This window comes from Aquimarina agarivorans (assembly GCF_000218485.1).
GTDB lineage: Bacteria > Bacteroidota > Bacteroidia > Flavobacteriales > Flavobacteriaceae > Aquimarina > Aquimarina agarivorans.
The window spans coordinates 1-18,943 of the sequence record NZ_AFPB01000117.1; the positions used below are offsets into that span (position 1 = coordinate 1).

At 34.4% G+C, this 18,943-nt stretch carries 19 protein-coding genes; 5 read left to right on the forward strand and 14 right to left on the reverse strand.

What is annotated here, in order from left to right; translation table 11 throughout:
- Positions 1 to 21 precede the first annotated feature (21 nt).
- The 8 genes from GMC_RS0105840 to GMC_RS0105870 all read right to left on the reverse strand — a co-directional run bounded on the left by GMC_RS0105840 (position 22) and on the right by GMC_RS0105870 (position 7,624).
- The gene (locus tag GMC_RS0105840; RefSeq protein WP_010521258.1) at positions 22 to 732 is read right to left on the reverse strand and encodes an IS66 family transposase; all 711 of its coding nucleotides are present in this window, start codon (positions 730 to 732) and stop codon (positions 22 to 24) included.
- 44 nt (positions 733 to 776) lie between these two features.
- Positions 777 to 917 (reverse strand): hypothetical protein, encoded by a 141-nt coding sequence (locus GMC_RS21480; protein ID WP_157998138.1) that lies wholly within the window; start codon positions 915 to 917, stop codon positions 777 to 779.
- 4 nt (positions 918 to 921) lie between these two features.
- Positions 922 to 1,128, reverse strand: coding sequence for an IS66 family insertion sequence element accessory protein TnpB (gene tnpB / locus GMC_RS21150; protein WP_010521259.1), 207 nt, complete (start codon positions 1,126 to 1,128; stop codon positions 922 to 924).
- Between the two features lie 176 nt (positions 1,129 to 1,304).
- Positions 1,305 to 1,580, reverse strand: a complete 276-nt coding sequence (locus GMC_RS0105850; RefSeq protein WP_010521260.1) for a F0F1 ATP synthase subunit delta/epsilon — start codon at positions 1,578 to 1,580, stop codon at positions 1,305 to 1,307.
- Between the two features lie 106 nt (positions 1,581 to 1,686).
- Positions 1,687 to 3,195, reverse strand: coding sequence for a F0F1 ATP synthase subunit beta (gene atpD / locus GMC_RS0105855; RefSeq protein ID WP_010521261.1), 1,509 nt, complete (start codon positions 3,193 to 3,195; stop codon positions 1,687 to 1,689).
- A 198-nt stretch (positions 3,196 to 3,393) separates the two neighbouring features.
- Entirely contained in the window at positions 3,394 to 5,241 is a 1,848-nt protein-coding gene (glmS, locus tag GMC_RS0105860; RefSeq protein ID WP_010521262.1) for a glutamine--fructose-6-phosphate transaminase (isomerizing), read from the reverse strand.
- Between the two features lie 17 nt (positions 5,242 to 5,258).
- Positions 5,259 to 6,791, reverse strand: a complete 1,533-nt coding sequence (locus GMC_RS0105865) for a DUF4270 family protein (protein ID WP_010521263.1) — start codon at positions 6,789 to 6,791, stop codon at positions 5,259 to 5,261.
- A gap of 23 nt (positions 6,792 to 6,814) precedes the next feature.
- Positions 6,815 to 7,624, reverse strand: coding sequence for a glycogen/starch synthase (locus tag GMC_RS0105870; protein ID WP_010521264.1), 810 nt, complete (start codon positions 7,622 to 7,624; stop codon positions 6,815 to 6,817).
- A gap of 105 nt (positions 7,625 to 7,729) precedes the next feature.
- Here GMC_RS0105870 and panC point away from each other — a divergent pair, with 105 nt between their 5' ends.
- The 5 genes from panC to GMC_RS0105895 all read left to right on the forward strand — a co-directional run bounded on the left by panC (position 7,730) and on the right by GMC_RS0105895 (position 14,572).
- The gene (gene panC, locus GMC_RS0105875) at positions 7,730 to 8,578 is read left to right on the forward strand and encodes a pantoate--beta-alanine ligase (RefSeq protein WP_029489624.1); all 849 of its coding nucleotides are present in this window, start codon (positions 7,730 to 7,732) and stop codon (positions 8,576 to 8,578) included.
- Between the two features lie 13 nt (positions 8,579 to 8,591).
- Positions 8,592 to 8,942 (forward strand): aspartate 1-decarboxylase, encoded by a 351-nt coding sequence (panD, locus tag GMC_RS0105880; protein ID WP_010521266.1) that lies wholly within the window; start codon positions 8,592 to 8,594, stop codon positions 8,940 to 8,942.
- A gap of 15 nt (positions 8,943 to 8,957) precedes the next feature.
- Positions 8,958 to 9,923 (forward strand): lysylphosphatidylglycerol synthase transmembrane domain-containing protein, encoded by a 966-nt coding sequence (locus GMC_RS0105885; RefSeq protein ID WP_010521267.1) that lies wholly within the window; start codon positions 8,958 to 8,960, stop codon positions 9,921 to 9,923.
- 42 nt (positions 9,924 to 9,965) lie between these two features.
- A complete protein-coding gene (locus GMC_RS0105890) occupies positions 9,966 to 11,114 on the forward strand; it encodes an alpha/beta hydrolase (RefSeq protein WP_010521268.1) in 1,149 nt (382 codons plus the stop codon).
- Positions 11,115 to 11,497: 383 nt separating this feature from the next.
- The gene (locus GMC_RS0105895) at positions 11,498 to 14,572 is read left to right on the forward strand and encodes an FG-GAP-like repeat-containing protein (RefSeq protein WP_010521269.1); all 3,075 of its coding nucleotides are present in this window, start codon (positions 11,498 to 11,500) and stop codon (positions 14,570 to 14,572) included.
- A gap of 88 nt (positions 14,573 to 14,660) precedes the next feature.
- On the opposite strand, the gene GMC_RS0105900 is transcribed toward GMC_RS0105895, so the two are convergent.
- The 6 genes from GMC_RS0105900 to GMC_RS0105930 form a co-directional block, all read right to left on the reverse strand.
- The gene (locus tag GMC_RS0105900) at positions 14,661 to 15,062 is read right to left on the reverse strand and encodes a hypothetical protein (protein WP_010521270.1); all 402 of its coding nucleotides are present in this window, start codon (positions 15,060 to 15,062) and stop codon (positions 14,661 to 14,663) included.
- Positions 15,063 to 15,188: 126 nt separating this feature from the next.
- On the reverse strand, positions 15,189 to 16,070 hold the full coding sequence (locus GMC_RS0105905; RefSeq protein WP_010521271.1) for an alpha/beta fold hydrolase: 882 nt from the start codon (positions 16,068 to 16,070) through the stop codon (positions 15,189 to 15,191).
- Between the two features lie 94 nt (positions 16,071 to 16,164).
- Complete coding sequence (locus GMC_RS0105910; RefSeq protein ID WP_010521272.1) at positions 16,165 to 16,926, reverse strand: UDP-2,3-diacylglucosamine diphosphatase; 762 nt, start codon at positions 16,924 to 16,926, stop codon at positions 16,165 to 16,167.
- 126 nt (positions 16,927 to 17,052) lie between these two features.
- Positions 17,053 to 17,505 (reverse strand): 6-pyruvoyl trahydropterin synthase family protein, encoded by a 453-nt coding sequence (locus GMC_RS0105915; protein WP_010521273.1) that lies wholly within the window; start codon positions 17,503 to 17,505, stop codon positions 17,053 to 17,055.
- Positions 17,506 to 17,620: 115 nt separating this feature from the next.
- Positions 17,621 to 17,842 (reverse strand): DUF2007 domain-containing protein, encoded by a 222-nt coding sequence (locus tag GMC_RS0105925; protein ID WP_010521274.1) that lies wholly within the window; start codon positions 17,840 to 17,842, stop codon positions 17,621 to 17,623.
- 157 nt (positions 17,843 to 17,999) lie between these two features.
- Positions 18,000 to 18,764, reverse strand: a complete 765-nt coding sequence (locus GMC_RS0105930; protein WP_010521275.1) for an enoyl-CoA hydratase/isomerase family protein — start codon at positions 18,762 to 18,764, stop codon at positions 18,000 to 18,002.
- Positions 18,765 to 18,943: the final 179 nt, after the last annotated feature.

Consider the following 18,943-nt stretch of genomic DNA (forward strand, 5'->3'; position numbering starts at 1 on the left):
TAAAAAACACTGCTAATAGCTCTAATCAATTGAATATGTTTGACTTATAACCGGACAGTAGTGAGCTTGGATATAATCTGAATCAAGTATTTTCTGCTTTAAGGTATTGTAGAGGGGTTCTGGTAACTGGCAACAGCTCGCCATCCAATCACTCATGGTACTTTGGGCGGGTTCCCAACCAAAATCTCGTTTGAACATTTGGATTTGACGATAAAACGGCAAGTGATCTACATATTTACTTACTAAAATATGCGCTAATAAGCAGGCTTCTACAATAGCCTTGTCAATAGGACGGCTTGGTAGCGCTGCAATCAGTACGCCTTGATCCTCTTTTTTAGCGTATTTAGGACGAATAGTTCTGCGTTTAACCAAACTAGCAGGAGTATGTTCTAGGGTTTCAGTGATTTCTTCTCCTATTTTGGCAAGTCCTGTGGTATCTTCCTTGGGCTCGATGATGACTTTTTTTACCGGAAGATTTTCTGGAAGCGCATTACGCCGCCCTTGATGTTTTTTCTTATCTCGGGTATAAGTAATGGTCTGTTGTGGAGTCTTTGCTACTTCTTTTACAGGATCTTCTCCAAACAGTGACAGCTGATCCATAACTGCTTCAGTAATAAAACTCTTAGATTTAAAACCACTTATGAGCTTGTAAATTTGAGAGAGTTGCTCTTTTAAACTAGAAATTTCTTTCTTATAATTGGCATTTTCAACAAGTAGCTCTTGGTAGGTCATCACCCTACTAAAATAAATACTCAACTCAAAAAAAACAACTAAAATTAGTCTTTTTGAAACCGCTTTTCTCGCTTTATATTAGTGATAGAAATGCCATCTATTAACAATACTATTGCCGAATAATCCAAGCCTAAACTCAATACCGATTTTTCATAAACAGGTAGTTTAATAGTGCCTTTTTCCAAACGTTTATAATAAAGTATAACCCCCCCCTGACTGCCAATGTAACAATTTTATTTTATTACGTAGTTTATTGACAAAAATATACACATTACCATCGCTGGGAATGGAATCGAGTTCTGAAATAATGATGCCAGAAAGACTATCAAAACTCTTGCTCATATCGGTTGGTGGAACGTATAAAGTAAAGTTGTTTGTAGAGCTTAAAGCTAACATATCTATGTCTTTAAAGTTTCTTCAAACTTAAAACACAACTATAAAATTTAAAATATGTATTTGCTCGGATGGATACTTTTTTTTGATTAAAAGTGCGAAATATTGAATTTTTAGCATAAAAAAAGGGGCTACTTTATTAAAATAGACCCTTTTTTGTGTGGTATTATGAATAGAAACTAATCGGCTAAGACAATCACTTTATTATTATTTACTTCAATAACGCCTCCCTTAATATTAAAAATCCATCGATTATCTTCAGTGTTTTTCGAAAGAATTTTACTTGTTGCTTCATTCAAATTAGCATCAATTTTCACCTTCCCTTTGGTCAATAATGAAATGACTGGTGCGTGACTATTCAGCATTTGAAACTCGCCATTAATACCTGGAACGGCAACTGAATTTACTTCAGCGCTAAAAACTATTTGTTCAGGAGTTACAATTTCTAAAAACATAAATACTTTTTTTAATTTCCACAAAGATGGAAAACTTTAATTACAAAATCTCTTTTGTTGAGATTTTCGTCCTCACGGAAATGTAACTGTTGGCTTATTTTATATTTTAAGCTTCAGTTAACATTTTTTCACCAGCTTCAATAGCTTCTTCAATAGAACCTTTAAGGTTAAAAGCTGCTTCAGGAAGGTGGTCTAATTCACCGTCCATTATCATATTGAATCCTTTGATTGTTTCTTTAATATCTACCAATACACCAGGGATACCTGTAAATTGTTCCGCTACATGAAAAGGTTGCGATAAGAAACGTTGTACACGACGTGCTCTGGATACCGCTAATTTATCTTCTTCAGATAATTCTTCCATACCAAGAATAGCAATAATATCTTGCAATTCTTTATAGCGTTGTAATAATTCTTTAACTCTTTGTGCACAGTCATAATGAGCATCACCTAAAATATCCGCAGTTAAAATACGCGAGGTAGAATCTAACGGATCTACCGCTGGGTAAATACCAAGTTCAGCAATTTTACGCGAAAGTACTGTTGTAGCATCTAGGTGAGCAAAAGTAGTTGCTGGTGCCGGATCGGTAAGGTCATCCGCAGGTACATATACAGCTTGAACTGATGTAATAGATCCTTTTTTGGTAGATGTAATACGCTCCTGCATAGCTCCCATTTCAGTTGCTAATGTAGGTTGGTAACCCACGGCAGAAGGCATACGCCCTAAAAGAGCCGATACTTCGGAACCTGCTTGTGTAAAACGGAAGATGTTATCCACAAAGAAAAGTACGTCCTTACCTTGTCCATCTCCAGCTCCGTCACGGAAATATTCTGCTATAGTTAATCCTGAAAGTGCTACACGCGCACGTGCTCCAGGCGGTTCGTTCATTTGTCCAAACACGAAAGTTGCTTTTGAATCTTTCATGGCTTTTTTATCTACTTTAGATAAATCCCATCCACCTTCTTCCATAGAGTGCATAAAATCATCACCGTATTTAATAATGCCAGATTCTAACATTTCTCTCAAAAGGTCATTACCTTCACGTGTTCTTTCACCAACTCCTGCAAATACGGAAAGTCCTCCGTGTCCTTTTGCAATGTTGTTAATTAATTCCTGTATTAATACGGTTTTACCTACTCCAGCACCACCGAATAATCCAATTTTACCTCCTTTAGCATATGGTTCAATAAGGTCAATTACTTTAATTCCAGTAAAAAGTACTTCCGTAGAAACAGATAGATCTTCAAATTTAGGAGCGCTCCTATGAATAGGAAGACCTGCATTGCCGGATTTAGGTAAGTCACCAAGACCATCAATGGCATCTCCAATTACGTTAAATAAACGCCCGTACACATCTCCACCTATCGGCATTTGAATTGGACTTCCAGAAGCAATAGCTTCTGCACCTCTTTGTAAACCATCAGATGAATCCATTGCAATAGTTCGCACTGTATTTTCCCCAGTGTGTGATTGCACTTCAAGTACTAACTTGCTTCCGTCATTTTTAGTGATTACTAATGAATCGTAAATTTTTGGAAGTTCAGCACCTGCTGCAAATTCAACATCAATAACTGGTCCTACAATTTGTGATACTTTACCCGAAACTTGAGCCATTATAAAAGTATTTTTGTTTAATATTTGTAAACATGTTTGCTGTTAGTTGAATTTAACTACAAATTAACAGCGTTTTTCAAGGCGCAAAGATAACTCAATAAATCCAAAAAAAACAATCTTTATTTTTGAATTTGAGGCTTTTTATAGGTTTCTGTAAAGGATATTAAAAAAGCCCTTTAAAAAAGGGCTTTTGATTGCTTATTCTACAGTAACAGATTTTGCTAAATTTCGCGGTTGATCCACGTTTTTGTCTAGCATAACTGCAATGTGATAGGATAATAATTGTAATGAAATTGTTGTGAGCAAAGGAGTAAAAGGTTCCAATGTTTCTGGAATTTCAATAACATGATCCGCTAATTCTCTTACGGTGACATCACCCTCAGTAACAATACCTATAATTTTACCTTTTCTGGATTTTATTTCTTGTATATTACTTACTACCTTTTCGTAGTGACCTTTTCGGGTTGCAATTACAACTACGGGCATTTGCTCATCAATTAGGGCTATGGGTCCGTGCTTCATTTCTGCAGCAGGGTAACCTTCAGCATGAATGTATGAAATCTCTTTTAATTTTAAAGCTCCCTCTAACGCAACTGGAAAGTTAAAGCCTCTCCCTAAATACAAGAAGTTTTTAGCATTCTTATAAATCTCAGCAACATTTTTGATATGATTATTTTCTTCAAGCGCTTTAGCAACTTTTCCTGGTATTTGTTCCATTTCATGTAACAAATAATGGAAATCTTTACTGTTTAGAGATCCTTTTTGTTTTGCAAGTCTTAGTGCAATTAATGAAAGTACAGTAATTTGCGTAGTAAATGCTTTGGTAGATGCTACTCCAATTTCAGGTCCAGCATGGGTGTAAGCTCCAGCGTGAGTTTCCCTAGAAATAGAGGAGCCAACGACATTACAAACTCCAAATACAAATGCGCCTTTTTCTTTAGCTAACTTGATTGCAGCCATAGTATCCGCAGTTTCGCCACTTTGAGAAATTGCAATTACAATATCTTTTTTGCCAATAATTGGGTTTCTGTATCGGAACTCCGATGCATATTCTACTTCAACAGGAATGCGAGCCAGTTCTTCAAAAATATATTCAGCAACTAGGCCAGCGTGCCATGAGGTACCGCAGGCAACAATAATGATGCGTTTTGCATTTAAAAACTTTTCAATATTATCATCCACACCTGCCATTTTAATAATACCTTCAGCAGCAAGTAATCTTCCTCGGTAGGTATCGGTAATGGCGTGAGGCTGTTCATAAATTTCTTTAATCATAAAATGATCAAAGCCTCCTTTTTCAATTTGCTCAAGGTTAATTTTTAATTCATGCACATATGGGTCAACAATGGCGCCATCTTCAATTTTGGATATTTGAACACCTTCATTTAAATTGATTAATGCCATTTCTCCATCTTCCAAATAAATAGCATTATTAGTATATTCAATAAATGGAGAGGCGTCTGAGGCAATAAAAAAGTCATTTTCACCTACACCAATAGCCAAAGGACTACCTAAACGGGCAACTACTACTTCATCAGGCTTTCTTTTGTCGAAAACAGCAATAGCATAAGCGCCTATTGCTTGGTTTAGGGCTATTTGAGTTGCTTTTGCTAAATCTACCTTTTCATTTACTTGAACATCTTCAATTAAATTTACTAATACCTCTGTATCCGTGTCCGAATGGAATGTATAGCCTCTTTTTATCAGCTCTTTTTTTAAAGGCTCATAGTTTTCAATTATACCGTTATGAATAATAACCAGATTTTCGGAGTTGGAATAATGCGGGTGCGAATTTACATCGTTAGGTTCCCCATGAGTAGCCCAACGTGTATGTCCTATTCCGACTAGTCCTTTTGTATTATTAGTTTTTGAAAACTCATTTTCAAGATCTGCAACTTTACCTTTAGTTTTAGTTACATTAAGATTATTGCCATCATATAAGGCAATACCTGCTGAATCATACCCTCGATATTCTAATCTTTGTAATCCTTTTAAAACAATTGGATAGGCATCTCTATTACCAATGTATCCTACAATTCCACACATATAGTTTTAATTTTATGCTACTTTGTAGCTGTGTACTTTAATATTAGTTTTGGTCTATTATTGTTGTTTTCTTGAGCAGTTGCGTTGCTAAATAACGGTACACCTTTAAAACTCAAGATAGTGCCGTCATTCGTAAATTTTGTGGATTCATTATTGAATATTGATGAAAACAAATTATCTGAAAAAATTTCAACAGTACCCAAGCCTAATTTTACATTTAACTCTTTAGCATCATCTAAATTATTTGGGGTTAAGATTAGTTGAGCTAAGCGAGTTACATCAAAATTGTATGTAAATTCTTCGTTATTATTTTCATTAATAGTACCACTTACAGGGGTAATTGGCGTTATTGTTGGCGTTGATATGTTAATGCGTTGTCCTGTTTCGGTCCGGAAAAGTACAAGTACTGGTAAGTTTTTTAATTCTGTTCCGTTAGGTAATGCACTTTTATTTACAGTAAATACAAGTGTTGCGTCATTTACAATCACATTTTGTCCTGCCAATTCTTCAAGTTCTGCATTGCTAAATAATGTAGTTTCAGCACTAGCTCCTGCACCAGATATTATAGACACGGACTCTGCACTGGGTTCAGTCACTTCATCAGTTTTAATTAGATTGAAAAATAATTGACTATTCAAATTGTAATCTACGATAAGCGTATTTTGTTTGGGTTCGGCAGCTCCTTCTTGTGTTGTTATTATAAAGTCAAGCTGAATTTTAGGTGCTATCGAATCTATTTGCGAGCTCGGAATTCTTAAAAAGCCTTCATTATCAGCTAGTGGTTTAATGTAAATACTTTTAACTCGTTCAAGAAATTCAGCATCCGCCCCGCTAAAAACTTCAAAATCATTTTTAGCAGCTAAGTCGCTCAAGTCTAATTTATCGATTTCAATTTCAATAGCATTTAAATCTTGTTTTTTTGAATCTGGAATAACAACAGTTTTAGAGGGAGTGACGATTTCAACACTATTTTCTGAGATTAATTTGGTGTCTTTTTCAATAATTTCAGAAAAATTAGTGGTCTCATCAGAGCCATCAGCAAAATACCTTTGAGAGTTATTAGAATTTGGGTTCCTGCTCCTTAATGAGTAATTTGCGTTAAAAACTTGTATTTTTAAATTTTTAGAATTACAAAAAGGAGCATCTAAAATGTAAACTCGACCGCCTTGTTCTTGGTCAACATTGTTGTCAGAATAGGGAAATGGTAAAATTAATTTTTTGCTTTTAATTTCAATATTGGTTATAGTAGTGCCTTCTGCCACAGGAAAGGTGCTACTTGTAGCTCCAACTCCAGATAAAATACCATAAGTAGATTTATTTTTAAAAATGGAATCCTCATGGTTGCCAAGATATTGTGTTTTCAAATTATTGGTTTGCACTTTTTTAAGCGAAATAGCGTTCAGAGGTACTGAAAATTCTTGAGTTTCAACCCCAATATTTGTTCCAGTTAAAATATCGGTGCCTACATCACTAACATCATCATCACAAGATAATAACAAACTAAATGTAAACCCCATTAATAAATGACGAATAGAAAAAGATATATTCATAAATGCTTTAGATAATGTTTTATTTATGATAAAACTTCATTCAAATAAAAATCTTCGTAAGCTGATGAAAACTCTTCAGGATATTTATACGCTAAAGTAGGTACCTTTTTTGCATCAATAAACTTTTCAATTTCTGAAGAAATTGTGGGTGTTCCCATAATTACAGCATCTGAATTTTCAACAGATAGTTTCATTAAATTATCAAAATTTGCTTCTTCTAAAAGACTTAACTTTTCTTCAGCTATTTCATCAAAAAGTACTTTTTTCTTAATATCATTGTTTAAGGTGCCTTCAAACCCATTTCCATAAACGGAAGTTATAATTTTAGTTTCCTTAAATAAGGGTTCATTACTGTAGTAGTTTTTCAAGTATAACGGAAGCAATGCTGCCATCCAACCGTGTACATGAATAATATCTGGTGCCCAGTTTAACTTTTTTACAGTTTCAATTACTCCTTTAGCAAAAAAGATAGCACGCTCATCATTATCCTTAAATAATTTACCATCCTTGTCAGTTACGGTAGCTTTTCGTTTAAAATATTCTTCATTATCAATAAAATAAACTTGCATACGTTCTTTGGGTATGGAAGCTACTTTAATAATTAACGGCATGTCAAAATCATTTACAACTAAATTCATCCCCGATAAACGGATTACCTCATGTAATTGATGTCTTCTTTCATTAATATTCCCAAAACGGGGCATAAAGATACGTGTTTGTCCTCCTTTTCCATTTACCATTTTTGGCGATTCGAATGCCATGGATGAAACTTCAGTTTCAGGTAAATAGGGCATTAATTCCGATGCTACGTAGAGTATCCTCTTGTCTTTCATAAATCTTACTTTTTACTTACTTAGGAGTAAAGTTTCGCAAAATTACGAAAATTTAGGCAGAATGCCATTTATACACTAATTTTGCAGCCACTTAATGTTTTAAATATGCGTGTTTTTACTACCGTTGAAAACCTGAAAACCTACATCAAAGACGCTTCTAAAATTTCATCTACAATCGGTTTTGTTCCCACTATGGGTGCTTTGCATGATGGTCATATTTCACTGGTTAACAAATGTTTAAATGAAAATGATATCGTAATTGTAAGTGTCTTTGTAAATCCTACTCAGTTTAACAATGCTAAAGATTTGGACAATTATCCAAGGACATTGGAGGTTGATATTGAATTACTTAAAAAAAGTTCAAAAAATATAATTGTCTTTGCTCCAACTGCTAAAAATTTATACAAGGGACAACCAGAATCAATTAATTATGACTTTGGTGGCTTGGAAAATGAAATGGAAGGTAAATTTAGGCCAGGTCATTTTGATGGAGTGGGTACGGTTTTAAAATTTCTGTTTGAAGCGGTTACGCCGACAAAAGCGTATTTTGGGGAAAAAGATTTTCAGCAATTACAAATTGTTAGAAAGTTAGTCAAACTTGAAAAATTTCCGATTGAAATTGTAGGTTGTGAAATTTTTAGAGAAGCCCATGGTTTGGCTTATAGTTCAAGAAACGAACGCCTGACAAAACAACAGCGTCAAGAAGCGAAAATAATATACGAAACACTTTTAAATGTTAAAAATCAATTTGGCACAAAAAGTGTTACTGAGTTAAATGAAATGGTCAGTCAGGTTTTTGAAGATCAAGAATTATTCGAATTAGAATATTTTGAAATTGCAAATCTCAAAAATTTAGAAACAGCTACCTACATTAAAAGTCATGAAAAGTATCGGGCTTTTATTGCTGTATTTGCAGATGATGTCCGTTTAATAGATAATATTGCTTTAAATTAATTAATTTTACCCTATGTTAGTACACGTAGTCAAATCAAAAATTCACCGTGTTAAAGTCACAGGATCTGAATTAAACTATATTGGTAGTATTACTATTGATGAAGATTTAATGGATGCGGCTAATATTATTAGTGGTGAAAAGGTACAGATTGTTAACAATAACAATGGTGAGCGTTTGGAAACTTATGCCATTCCTGGTCCTAGAAATAGTGGTGAAATAACATTAAATGGTGCTGCGGCAAGAAAAGTAGCAAAAGGAGATGTATTGATACTGATTACTTATTGTATGATGGAAATGGAAGCGGCAAAAAAGTTTTCTCCTGCATTAGTTTTCCCAAATGAAGAAAACAATTTGCTCAAATAAGTTTTTAATTACCTTTTGAAAAAGCATCTAACAAAAGCACTCAAAATTGTATTTCCTTTAGGAATAGGTGCCATTTTAATTTGGTATTCTTTAAGTTCCGCAAGCCCTGAAGAGTTAAAAGCATTATGGAAACGCATTATAAATGCAGATCTTTTTTGGGTAGGATTATCTTTGTTTATAGGATTACTTTCGCATATTTCACGAGCCTATCGGTGGCGTTACTTGGTTACCCCTTTAGGGTATTCAAGCCGACTTACTACCAGCTTTATAGCAGTTATGGTTGGATATTTATCAAATTTAGGCATTCCACGTTCGGGGGAGGTTTTACGGGCAGTAACTCTTAGTAATTATGAGAATATTCCATTTCAAAAAAGCTTAGGAACTATTATTACAGAGCGGGTGGTTGATCTTATTATGTTGTTGATTATTGCTTTTTTGGCGTTTTTAGGCAATACTAAAATATTAAGCACCTATTTTTTTGAACAAGATATTAATCCCTTAAAAATTGTATACACCCTTATTGGAGGGGTGTTTGTTTTAAGTATCGGTTTTTTAATACTAAAAAAGCTTCAAATTCCAATGTTAGCAAAATTACGACAGTTTGTTTTAGGTATTTATGAAGGAATGCTTAGTGTATTTAAAATGAAAAACAAAGGAGCATTTATTGGGCATACACTTTTTATTTGGATTGCCTATGTGCTTATGCTTTATGTGGTTAAATTTAGTATTCCTGAAATGGCTGATATTTCAATTTCGGCAATACTTATGGTTTTTATTGCAGGTTCATTAGCCATGATGACCTCAAACGGAGGGTTTGGGGCGTATCCCCTTTTTGTTGGCTTGGCGTTGCTACTTTTTGGACTTGACCAAACAATTGGTGAGGCTTACGGTTGGATTATTTGGGGCTCACAAACCTTAATGAATTTAGTTATTGGTGGGCTATCATTCATTTTATTACCAATGGTTTCCAAAAAGAAATAATTTCATACCTTGTGTTTCCAAGTTTTAAGACCTATTTATACCATGAAATCATTATTAATAACACTTGCTCTTTGCATTTTTTTTGGAACTATTTCTGCGCAAACAGTAACAAAAAATATTAAGTCTTTACATTTAGATACTTCGCGCGAAGTAAAAATCAGACTACCAAAAAGTTATAAAAAAGACCCTAATAAGGAGTACCTTTTAATAGTTACACTTGATGGCGATTACCTGTTTGATCCTATGGTAGGTAATGTTAAATATTTTTCATATTGGGAAGATATGCCCGAAGCGATTGTAGTGGGAATCAAGCAATCAAAAACGCGAAAAGAAGATTGTAGGTACGACTCAAATACCTATTTACCAGAATACGAAGGGAGAAAGTTTTACGATTTTGTAGCCACAGAATTAGTTCCGTTTATGGAAAATAATTATCGTTTGGCTAAATTTAAAATTATAGCGGGGCATGACTATACAGGTAATTTTATCAATTACTTTATGAAAACTGACAAATCTGCTTTTCAGGCATACATTAATTTGAGTCCCGAGTTTGCGCCCACAATGTCCGATAGGGTAGTAGATATACTTACCGCAACTGAAAATAAAATGTGGTACTACATGGCAACTGCAACTAATGATGTAAAGTCGCTTAGGGAAGATATTATTTTAGTAAACGATAAACTTTCAACCATTGAAAATGAAAATGTGCGTTATAAATTTGATGATTTTGAAGATGCATCACATTACTCATTAGTGGCTTTGGGTATTCCAAGAGCCTTGGAAGATATTTTTTCCATTTACAGACCAATTAGTAAAAAAGAATACAAAGAGAATATCGCTAATTTGGAAACATCACCGTACGATTATTTAATTGAAAAGTATGAAATCATAAAATCATTATTGGGCGTTGAAAAACGGATTAGAGTAAATGATTTTATAGCAATTTCAACTGCTTTAGAAAAAAAAGAGGATTGGGAAGAATTAGAAAAACTAGGTAAACTAGCCCGTAATGTTTACCCAGCTCACATGCTAGGTAATTATTATTTAGGGACTGCCTACGAAAATAAGGGCGAACCTAAAAAGGCTATGCGTGCTTACCAGAATGGATTTTTGTTAGAAGAAATTTCCTTTTTGTCCAAAGATATAATGTTAGAAAAGGCAGAACGGATTAAGCAAGATTTTGGATATTAGGCAATAATAATTTTTAGCTTACTAATTCAATTTTTTTTACAAATAAGTGATATTGGATTACAAACAAAGGCAGTACATTTAAAGTGCTGCCTTTGTTTGTAATTGGCTTCCGTTGTTTAATCATATCATGTAGCAACCTAACCAATTGTTTCTATATTACATGGTGGTAAAAACTAAATTTGTCACCTTTAGTTAACAACACAAACATTATTGTACTGGTTTTGATTTTTAATTACTTTAATTAGAATTCTAATTTTTATGCCTGCACAAGAAATAATACACGACTAGCTATTGTATTATTTTAAGTGTAAAGAGAAAAAGTATTGTTTTAAACGGATAATTTAATATTGAAATCAGCATAGTACACTATTCAAGTAAAATTTATGAAAAAACAAATTACCCTCTTCTTTGTATTTCTGCTATTATCAACACAGCTCTTATTTTCTCAAATAAATAAAAAAGCAAGCAGCATACAAGTAGGAAAACCATTGCAGCTTACTTATCAGGCTTCAAAAAATAAGACGAATATTTTTGATTTAGTAGTTTCCACCAAAGCGGCATATGCTAACCTAACTCTTGTTTCCGAAGGTCAAGTTTTAATTGATCATTTGGATATCCCCAAGCCAGGCAAACATGTGTTTAAGTTAGTGGCTACTTTCAAAAATCCGGGAGACAAACAGCTTGAACTTAGTGTAACAGGAGGAGACATTGTGTTAGAAACACTAAAAATTACTCCTATAAATGCTCCGCAATTACCTAAATTTAATGATATTTCAACAAAAGCGGGATTGGATAGGGTAAACTCTATCAAATATGGTGGTCCTACCATTGCCGATGTAAACAATGATGGTTATTATGATTTCATTGTAAACAACCATAACGAAGAAACCAATAAATTATACTGGAATAATGGAGATGGTACAGTAACCAAAGACCAAAAAAAACTATCCAAATGGTACCGACATGATTTACACGGATCGAGTGCCGCAGATTTTGACAATGATGGCGATTTGGATATTCTTTTATCGCAAGGTGGGGGTAATGGAACCAGCCCTTCCTTACCTACATTTTATCGAAACGATAACGGAATATTGATTTTAGCTACTCAGGATCTTGAAATTACCAAAGGTGCACGTGGTAGAGCGGTGCGTTGGAGTGATATGGATAAAGACGGGGATTTAGATTTGATTCTTATTAATGCCCGAAGCATAAAAAAAGATGAACTGCCACAACATTTATTTTATCGCAATAAAGGGAATGGTACTTTTGAAGATGTTCGCGTGGAAGGAATAGAAAATTTTAACGCCGAACGTATTTTAGTTACCGACTTTAATAATGATCAAATTGATGATGTTGTATTGTATGCATCGTATACAGGTGTAACAATTTGGCAAGGGAATGGCGATTTTAGCTTTACTGATATTACTTCGCAAATAGGAACTGATATTGCCAATGCTAAATTTATTACTGGAGCCGCGGACATTGATATTGATAATGATGGTGACTTGGATTTGTATTTATCACGTGGTTTAGTTTTTGGAACGGGTGCAAAACCTTCTCTTGATTTTAATCCTATTAAAAATAAAATGGATATCAAATTAAAAGGAGTCAAAGGCGTTACCGAAATGAATTTTACCGCTGAAAATAACCTTGAATTTAGCGACCTGCGTTTAGGTCGAAGAAGGTTTCACGATCCATATCCTATTTTTTTAGGTAAAAATAAAGTAAAACATGTGGTAAAAGATAAAACGGTATTTGAAATAGCTAAATCTAATGCTCAGGGATGGCCAAAAGATATGAGTGCTAATGGTATTTATATTGGGAATACTAAAGGCAACCAATGGAGGTTAGCATTAGTGCGAAATGATTATATTTTTTGGAATTTTGGATTTAGTATTGCCGGTATTTCCAGTGTTGATCCAAAATTTGAACTCCAAAACCGAAATGTAGATGACTTATTACTTTTGAACGAAAATGGAGCTTTTAAAGAGGTTTCAGATGATTGGAACGTTCAAAAAGGAGGGAATCACCAAGGCGTGACTACCAGTGATTTTAATAATGATGGGTTACAGGATTTATTTATTTACCGCTGGGGCGATTTAAAATCCAGACCATCAGACTACTTGCTTTTAAATACAGGAAAAGATTTTGTGCTATCAACCAATCACTTTGCTAATGATCCCAATGATGAAGGGCATGGCGATATGGGACAAGCCTTTGATTTTGATTTGGATGGTGATATTGATCTGCTAAATGGAAGTGACGATGAGGGCATGTGGTATTTGTATGAAAACACAACCAAACCAACCCATAATTTTGCTTTGGTACGCGTTAACTATTCGCCTAAATCAAATATTGATCCTATGGCAGCAATGGTTATCCTTGAAACGTACACAAAAACTTATAAAAAACGTGTGGGTTCAGCCGGCGAAGTCTTTTCGCAAAGTTTGTTAAACACCGTGCATTTTGGTTTGGGTAACGAAACTGAAATAAAAAATATTAAGGTAATTTGGCGAAATGGCGAAACTGTAGCTTTTAATAGTAAGAAGGCGAATCAGGTATTCAATACCGATAATTTAGATCCCACAGCGCTACTCATTACGCCTTCAAATGAAGATATACGTGTAAACACTAGCATTCCGTTAACCGTAAAAGCAGCCTCAAAAAACGAAAATGCTACAGTAACATGGAGCTCCAATAAACCTTCAGTGGCTAGTGTAGATAGTAAAGGTGTGGTTACAGCGCATAAATCAGGTGAAAAAGTAACTATTACTGCAAAAAGCAAGGCGAATACAATTGCTACCACTGCTCAATTAAAAACAGTTAAGTTTTACCCGATAGCGATTGAATCGGTGCAATTTAAAAATGCGCCTGAAATGTTAGTTGCAGGAGAAAACCTGCAATTACAAACAACTGTGGTTCCAAAATACACCGATAACAAAAAATTAGTTTGGAAAAGTAGCGACCCAGCTATAGCTATGGTTAATGAGGGGCTTATAACTGCCAATAAAGCTGGAAAAGTATTTATTTCCGCTACTGCAGAAGGGAATCAGGCCATTACTACAAAATTTGAATTAATAGTTACGCCTTACGTTGCGCCACATATTGTTTATGATGATGAAGCGAAGTATAAAAGTATCAATAAGGATGAAGCCCTAAAAATTACTGTAGATTATCACGCAGGTTCAAGGCGTAAAGTAATTAAAGGAGATCACGGAGGGATCAAATTTTGGTTTCGTGAATTTACTGCGGACTGGAAGTTTTTAAGAAACGTAACTACCGTAAATGCCGAACCGTTAAATACAACCGAAGGAAAGGTTACAGCAACGTTATCGTTAAAAGACTATAAACCTTCTGCTGAATTAGATAAGGGTAATTTCTACTTAATAAACGTATCTTTTGTAGCCAGCGATGGTAAAACTTATGATAAAACTATTTATCCTATTGAGTTGAAATAGTGATATTCTAGTTTTCATTATCAAACAAAAAAGACTGCCCATGGGCAGTCTTTTTTTAGTTAAAACCTAAAAAGAGGTTTGTCTATTTTTAGTTGAAAAGACTATTAAGGATGTCGTCAACTTGTGCTTTACGATCAGCTTTTAATTTTTCATCAATTTGCTCTAAAGCCAATTTGTATTTTTCTAATACTTTTTCAGTACTTAATTTATCTAATGGAATTTTGTTTCCATCGCTTTTGATTAATTTAAATTTATGATCTTCCTGAGTTGTTGATCTTGCATCTACCGAGCGTTCTAAAACAACTACTCCGCCTTTAATAACAATTCCAATGCCTTTTTCGTCAGCAGTAACTTTATCAGTTTGTTCAGCTACTCTTTCGGCCAAAACAAAAGTTTTAGAATAATCTTCGCTTAATTGGCTCCAGTCTAATTGAGCAAAAATTCCTTGTGTAGCGAATAGTAATAATGAGGCAATGATAAATTTTTTCATAATATGAGGTTAAATTGAATTAGATTTTTTAGTAAACGTTCAAATACTGTGCCTTATTTTAAAAGCGGTTTACAAATTACTAAAAAAATTAAATTTTGTTCCTAAAAATTTGAGTTAGATGAGTTGCTATTTGTTGAAACTTCCAATTAAGTCGATCAGTTGATTGGTGGCTTCTTCTTGTAAGAAATGATTTTTACTTAATACATGAATGTGTGTAGCGTCAATAGACAAATCTTTTGCAACTCTTTGATTTTGCTTTTTCCAAAGTAAAATTTCATCATCCTCTCCCCAAATAACTTGTACGGGTACGGATAAACTTTTTAATACTGCTTCGTAATTAGGAATTGACTTGGTGTTTGTGGTAAAAAACTTATATAATGCATCGGTTTTACCTATTCGTAAGGGTCGGATGTAGCCTTCCGTTTCTGCCTTGCTCATCGGGTGATCGTTTGTGCCATTTTTAAATAATTTTTTAATCATCATATTTGTTTTGGTGCGGTAACCCCACATCACAATTTTACCGATAATACCTTTTTTTATTTGTAATGGCGGGCAAAAACCTTCGGTATATATAATGGTATTTAAAATGTTGAGGTGCGTAATTTTTGAAGGTGCCATTTTTAACATTTCCCAGGTCCACAATCCGCCTGCATCATGCATTACATGAGGCCATTTGGCAATACCCAAGTGTTCCATAAGTCCCAAAATTCGTTTAGCATGTTGCGTTTTGTCATAAACTCCATAGCCTTTGGGGTGAGCGCTATTTCCAAAACCTAACATATCAGGCACTATAACGCGGTAGCCTTTTGCAACCAGTGGATCAATCATTTTTCGGTACAACCAACCAGAAGTGGGTACACCGTGCAACAAAAGTAAGGGCTGTCCCGATCCTTTATCAATATAGGCAATATCACCATCGGGTGATGTCCATTTTTTTTGCGCTTTTGTAAATTCCGCGTAAGTTATTTCATTGGGCTTTGTTTCTACTTGATAGGGTTTGCAACTCATAAGGCAAACTATAAACAGGATGAATAGCGTTATTTTATACATATTATTTTTTTATAAATGTACTAAGAAAACAACAAGTAAAATGACCCAAATATTATTTATAGTGTTCTAAAAGCATTTTATGCCCATCAAAAGTAGCATAGGTAAAATGATCGCACCAATCACCTAGGTTGGTATATAGTGAATTATCAGGAAGATTAATTTGCATAGGCAAGTGTCGGTGACCAAACACAAAATGATCACGATGCTTTTGTGTTAGTTTGCGTTTGCAATACTGTACCAACCATTCATTTTCTTCACCTAAAAATTTAACATCATCATCGCCTGAAATCATTTTATTACCGCGGGAAAGTCGGGATGCAAAACGCACACCAATGTCGGGATGTAACCAGCCAAAAAACCATTTTGCCACAGGGTTGGTAAACACTTTTTTCATGCGTTTGAATCCATTGTCATTAGGTCCTAGTCCATCGCCATGTCCTATGAAAAAAAGTTTTCCTGCCAGGGTAAATTCTTTTGGATTGTGGTAAACGGGAATGTTGAGTTCATCCTCGAAATAGCCGTTCATCCATAAATCGTGATTGCCTACAAAAAAATGAATGGGAATACCAGAATCTGAAATTTCGGCTAGTTTACCTAAAATTCGCACAAATCCTTTGGGAACTACAGTTTTATATTCAAACCAAAAATCAAATAGATCCCCAAGTAAAAAAATAGCTGCGGCATCTGTTTTTACCTGATCCAACCAACGTAAAAATTTAGCTTCCTTTTGTTTGCTGATGGCAGCAGTGGGAGCACCTAAATGATTGTCTGAGGAAAAGTATATTTTTTTTCCGTTAGGGATATTAATATTCATTTGACGAAGTTACTCTTTTTTAAAAATTGCGTTAAGGATTGAAGCGGCATCCTTTTTTGTTTCCTTTTTTCAGGAAACAAAAAAGATATAGCGTAAAGCCTGACCCGTTAGGGTAACGCCCAAAAACTACAAATTATCACTAGCATACCACTCAGCAAATGAGGTGTCGGTTTCTTGTAGTTTTAAAGCGAATAATTTAATATGGGTAGGAAGTTTAGCGCTAATTTTTTTAGCAAAATCAATCACCATATTTTCACTAGTTGGTTGATAATCAACTAAAATAGTATTGTGACCTCTTTTAATAAGCTCATTGGCTAACTCTAAATGGGGAGTGTTTTTATTAAATACGGTGGCGTGATCAAATAGATCCACAATTTCGTGATTTACTATTTTTTTTAAATCTCCAAAGTCAATCACCATTCCGTTTTTAACATGATTTGGATCGGTAATAGGTTGTCCAATAACGGTTACATTTAATTTATAACTATGTCCATGTACGTTTTTGCATTTGCCATCATAACCGTGTAAGGCATGGCCAGTTTCAAAATTAAATTGTTTGGTGATTCGGATATTACTCATAATCTTCGACTTCTAATGCGATTAACAATGTAAATTATAAGCAAAACTAAAACAAAAGCAGGAAATAATTTACCACTTGATAAGGTATTTAAAAAATCGATCATTTTTAATTATTTTAAAGGAAGTCTTTTAACAGCTCAAGCGCTTGGGCGCTATTGTTTTTAGGAACAAAAACATCTTGTAAGCCCTTTATTGAAGTTCCGAAACCAGCCAATCTACTTGATTCGCTTTCATCTTTTACTATAAATGGAATATTATTTTCTTTCAAACTTTCTAAAAAAGGCTGTACAACGATAAAATTATCTGTAAAAATTTTTATGTAATCGGAGTTATCCATACTAATTATGACGTTATGGTTTGGAAGACCTAACAATTTAGGGTTTAAGTTTTGCTACCGCTTACGCTTATTCACAAAATAAACAACGACTAAAACAATTGCAAGCACAAGGAAAAGTCCATTTCCGGCTAAAAAGTTCATAAATTCCATACGACTATTATTTTTTAAATTTTTGAAGTGCTTTTTGTGTTTCTTGCGAAAGTACAAGTGTACCAGAAAGCTTAGCACGCTCTTTTAATAAGGTATCCCAATGCTCGGTGCCTTTCCAAAGGCTTTCTTTTAACGCTGACATTGCGTTTGGATTGTATGTGGCTAATTTTTCTAGCAATTCATACAAGGATTTGTCCATTTCCTTGGTGTTTTCGAATACTTGAGCAAACAAGCCTTTGTCTTTTGCCCAATAGGCATTTTGCCAATGGGTGGCATCAATACTTAATTGACCAGTAGCAGCAACACCTATTTTTCGGCTTAAGGTAGGTTCAATAACAAATGGGCCAATGCCAATACTAATTTCGCTTAATTTTACCGAAGCATTTTCGGTAGCAAAAACATAATCGCAGGCACCAATTATGCCTACGCCCCCTCCCACAGCTTTGCCTTGTACTCGGGCAACCACAAATTTAGAGCAGGTTCTAATCGCATTTATAATATTAGCAAATCCCATAAAAAAGGCTTCACCTTGTGTTTCATTTTCAATAGCAATTAATTCGTTTAAGGCTGCTCCGGCACAAAAAGCCTTTTCACCTTCGGACTGAATTAAAATTACTTTTGTGTTTTTATCTTCGCTTAATTCATGGATACCTTTAGCAATACGCTGTAATAATTCGCCTGGAAGGGAATTACTCAAAGGGTGTCCAAAAGTAACGCTTCCTATTCCATTTGCTGTTGTTACGTACAAACTGCCATTTTTGGTTGTAGCCATAAGTGAGAAATTTATTGTATTAACAAAGTAAAACAAAAATTAAGAGCTACAACCAATAATTGAAGTTTAAATAATTAACAGCTTGCTACTAAAACTTTGCTTGAGCTTTGTCAAATCCAAAACGTAGTAGTTTTAAAATGTATGGCAAAACTGTGTTTCAGTTTTAAATCGTTTTAATA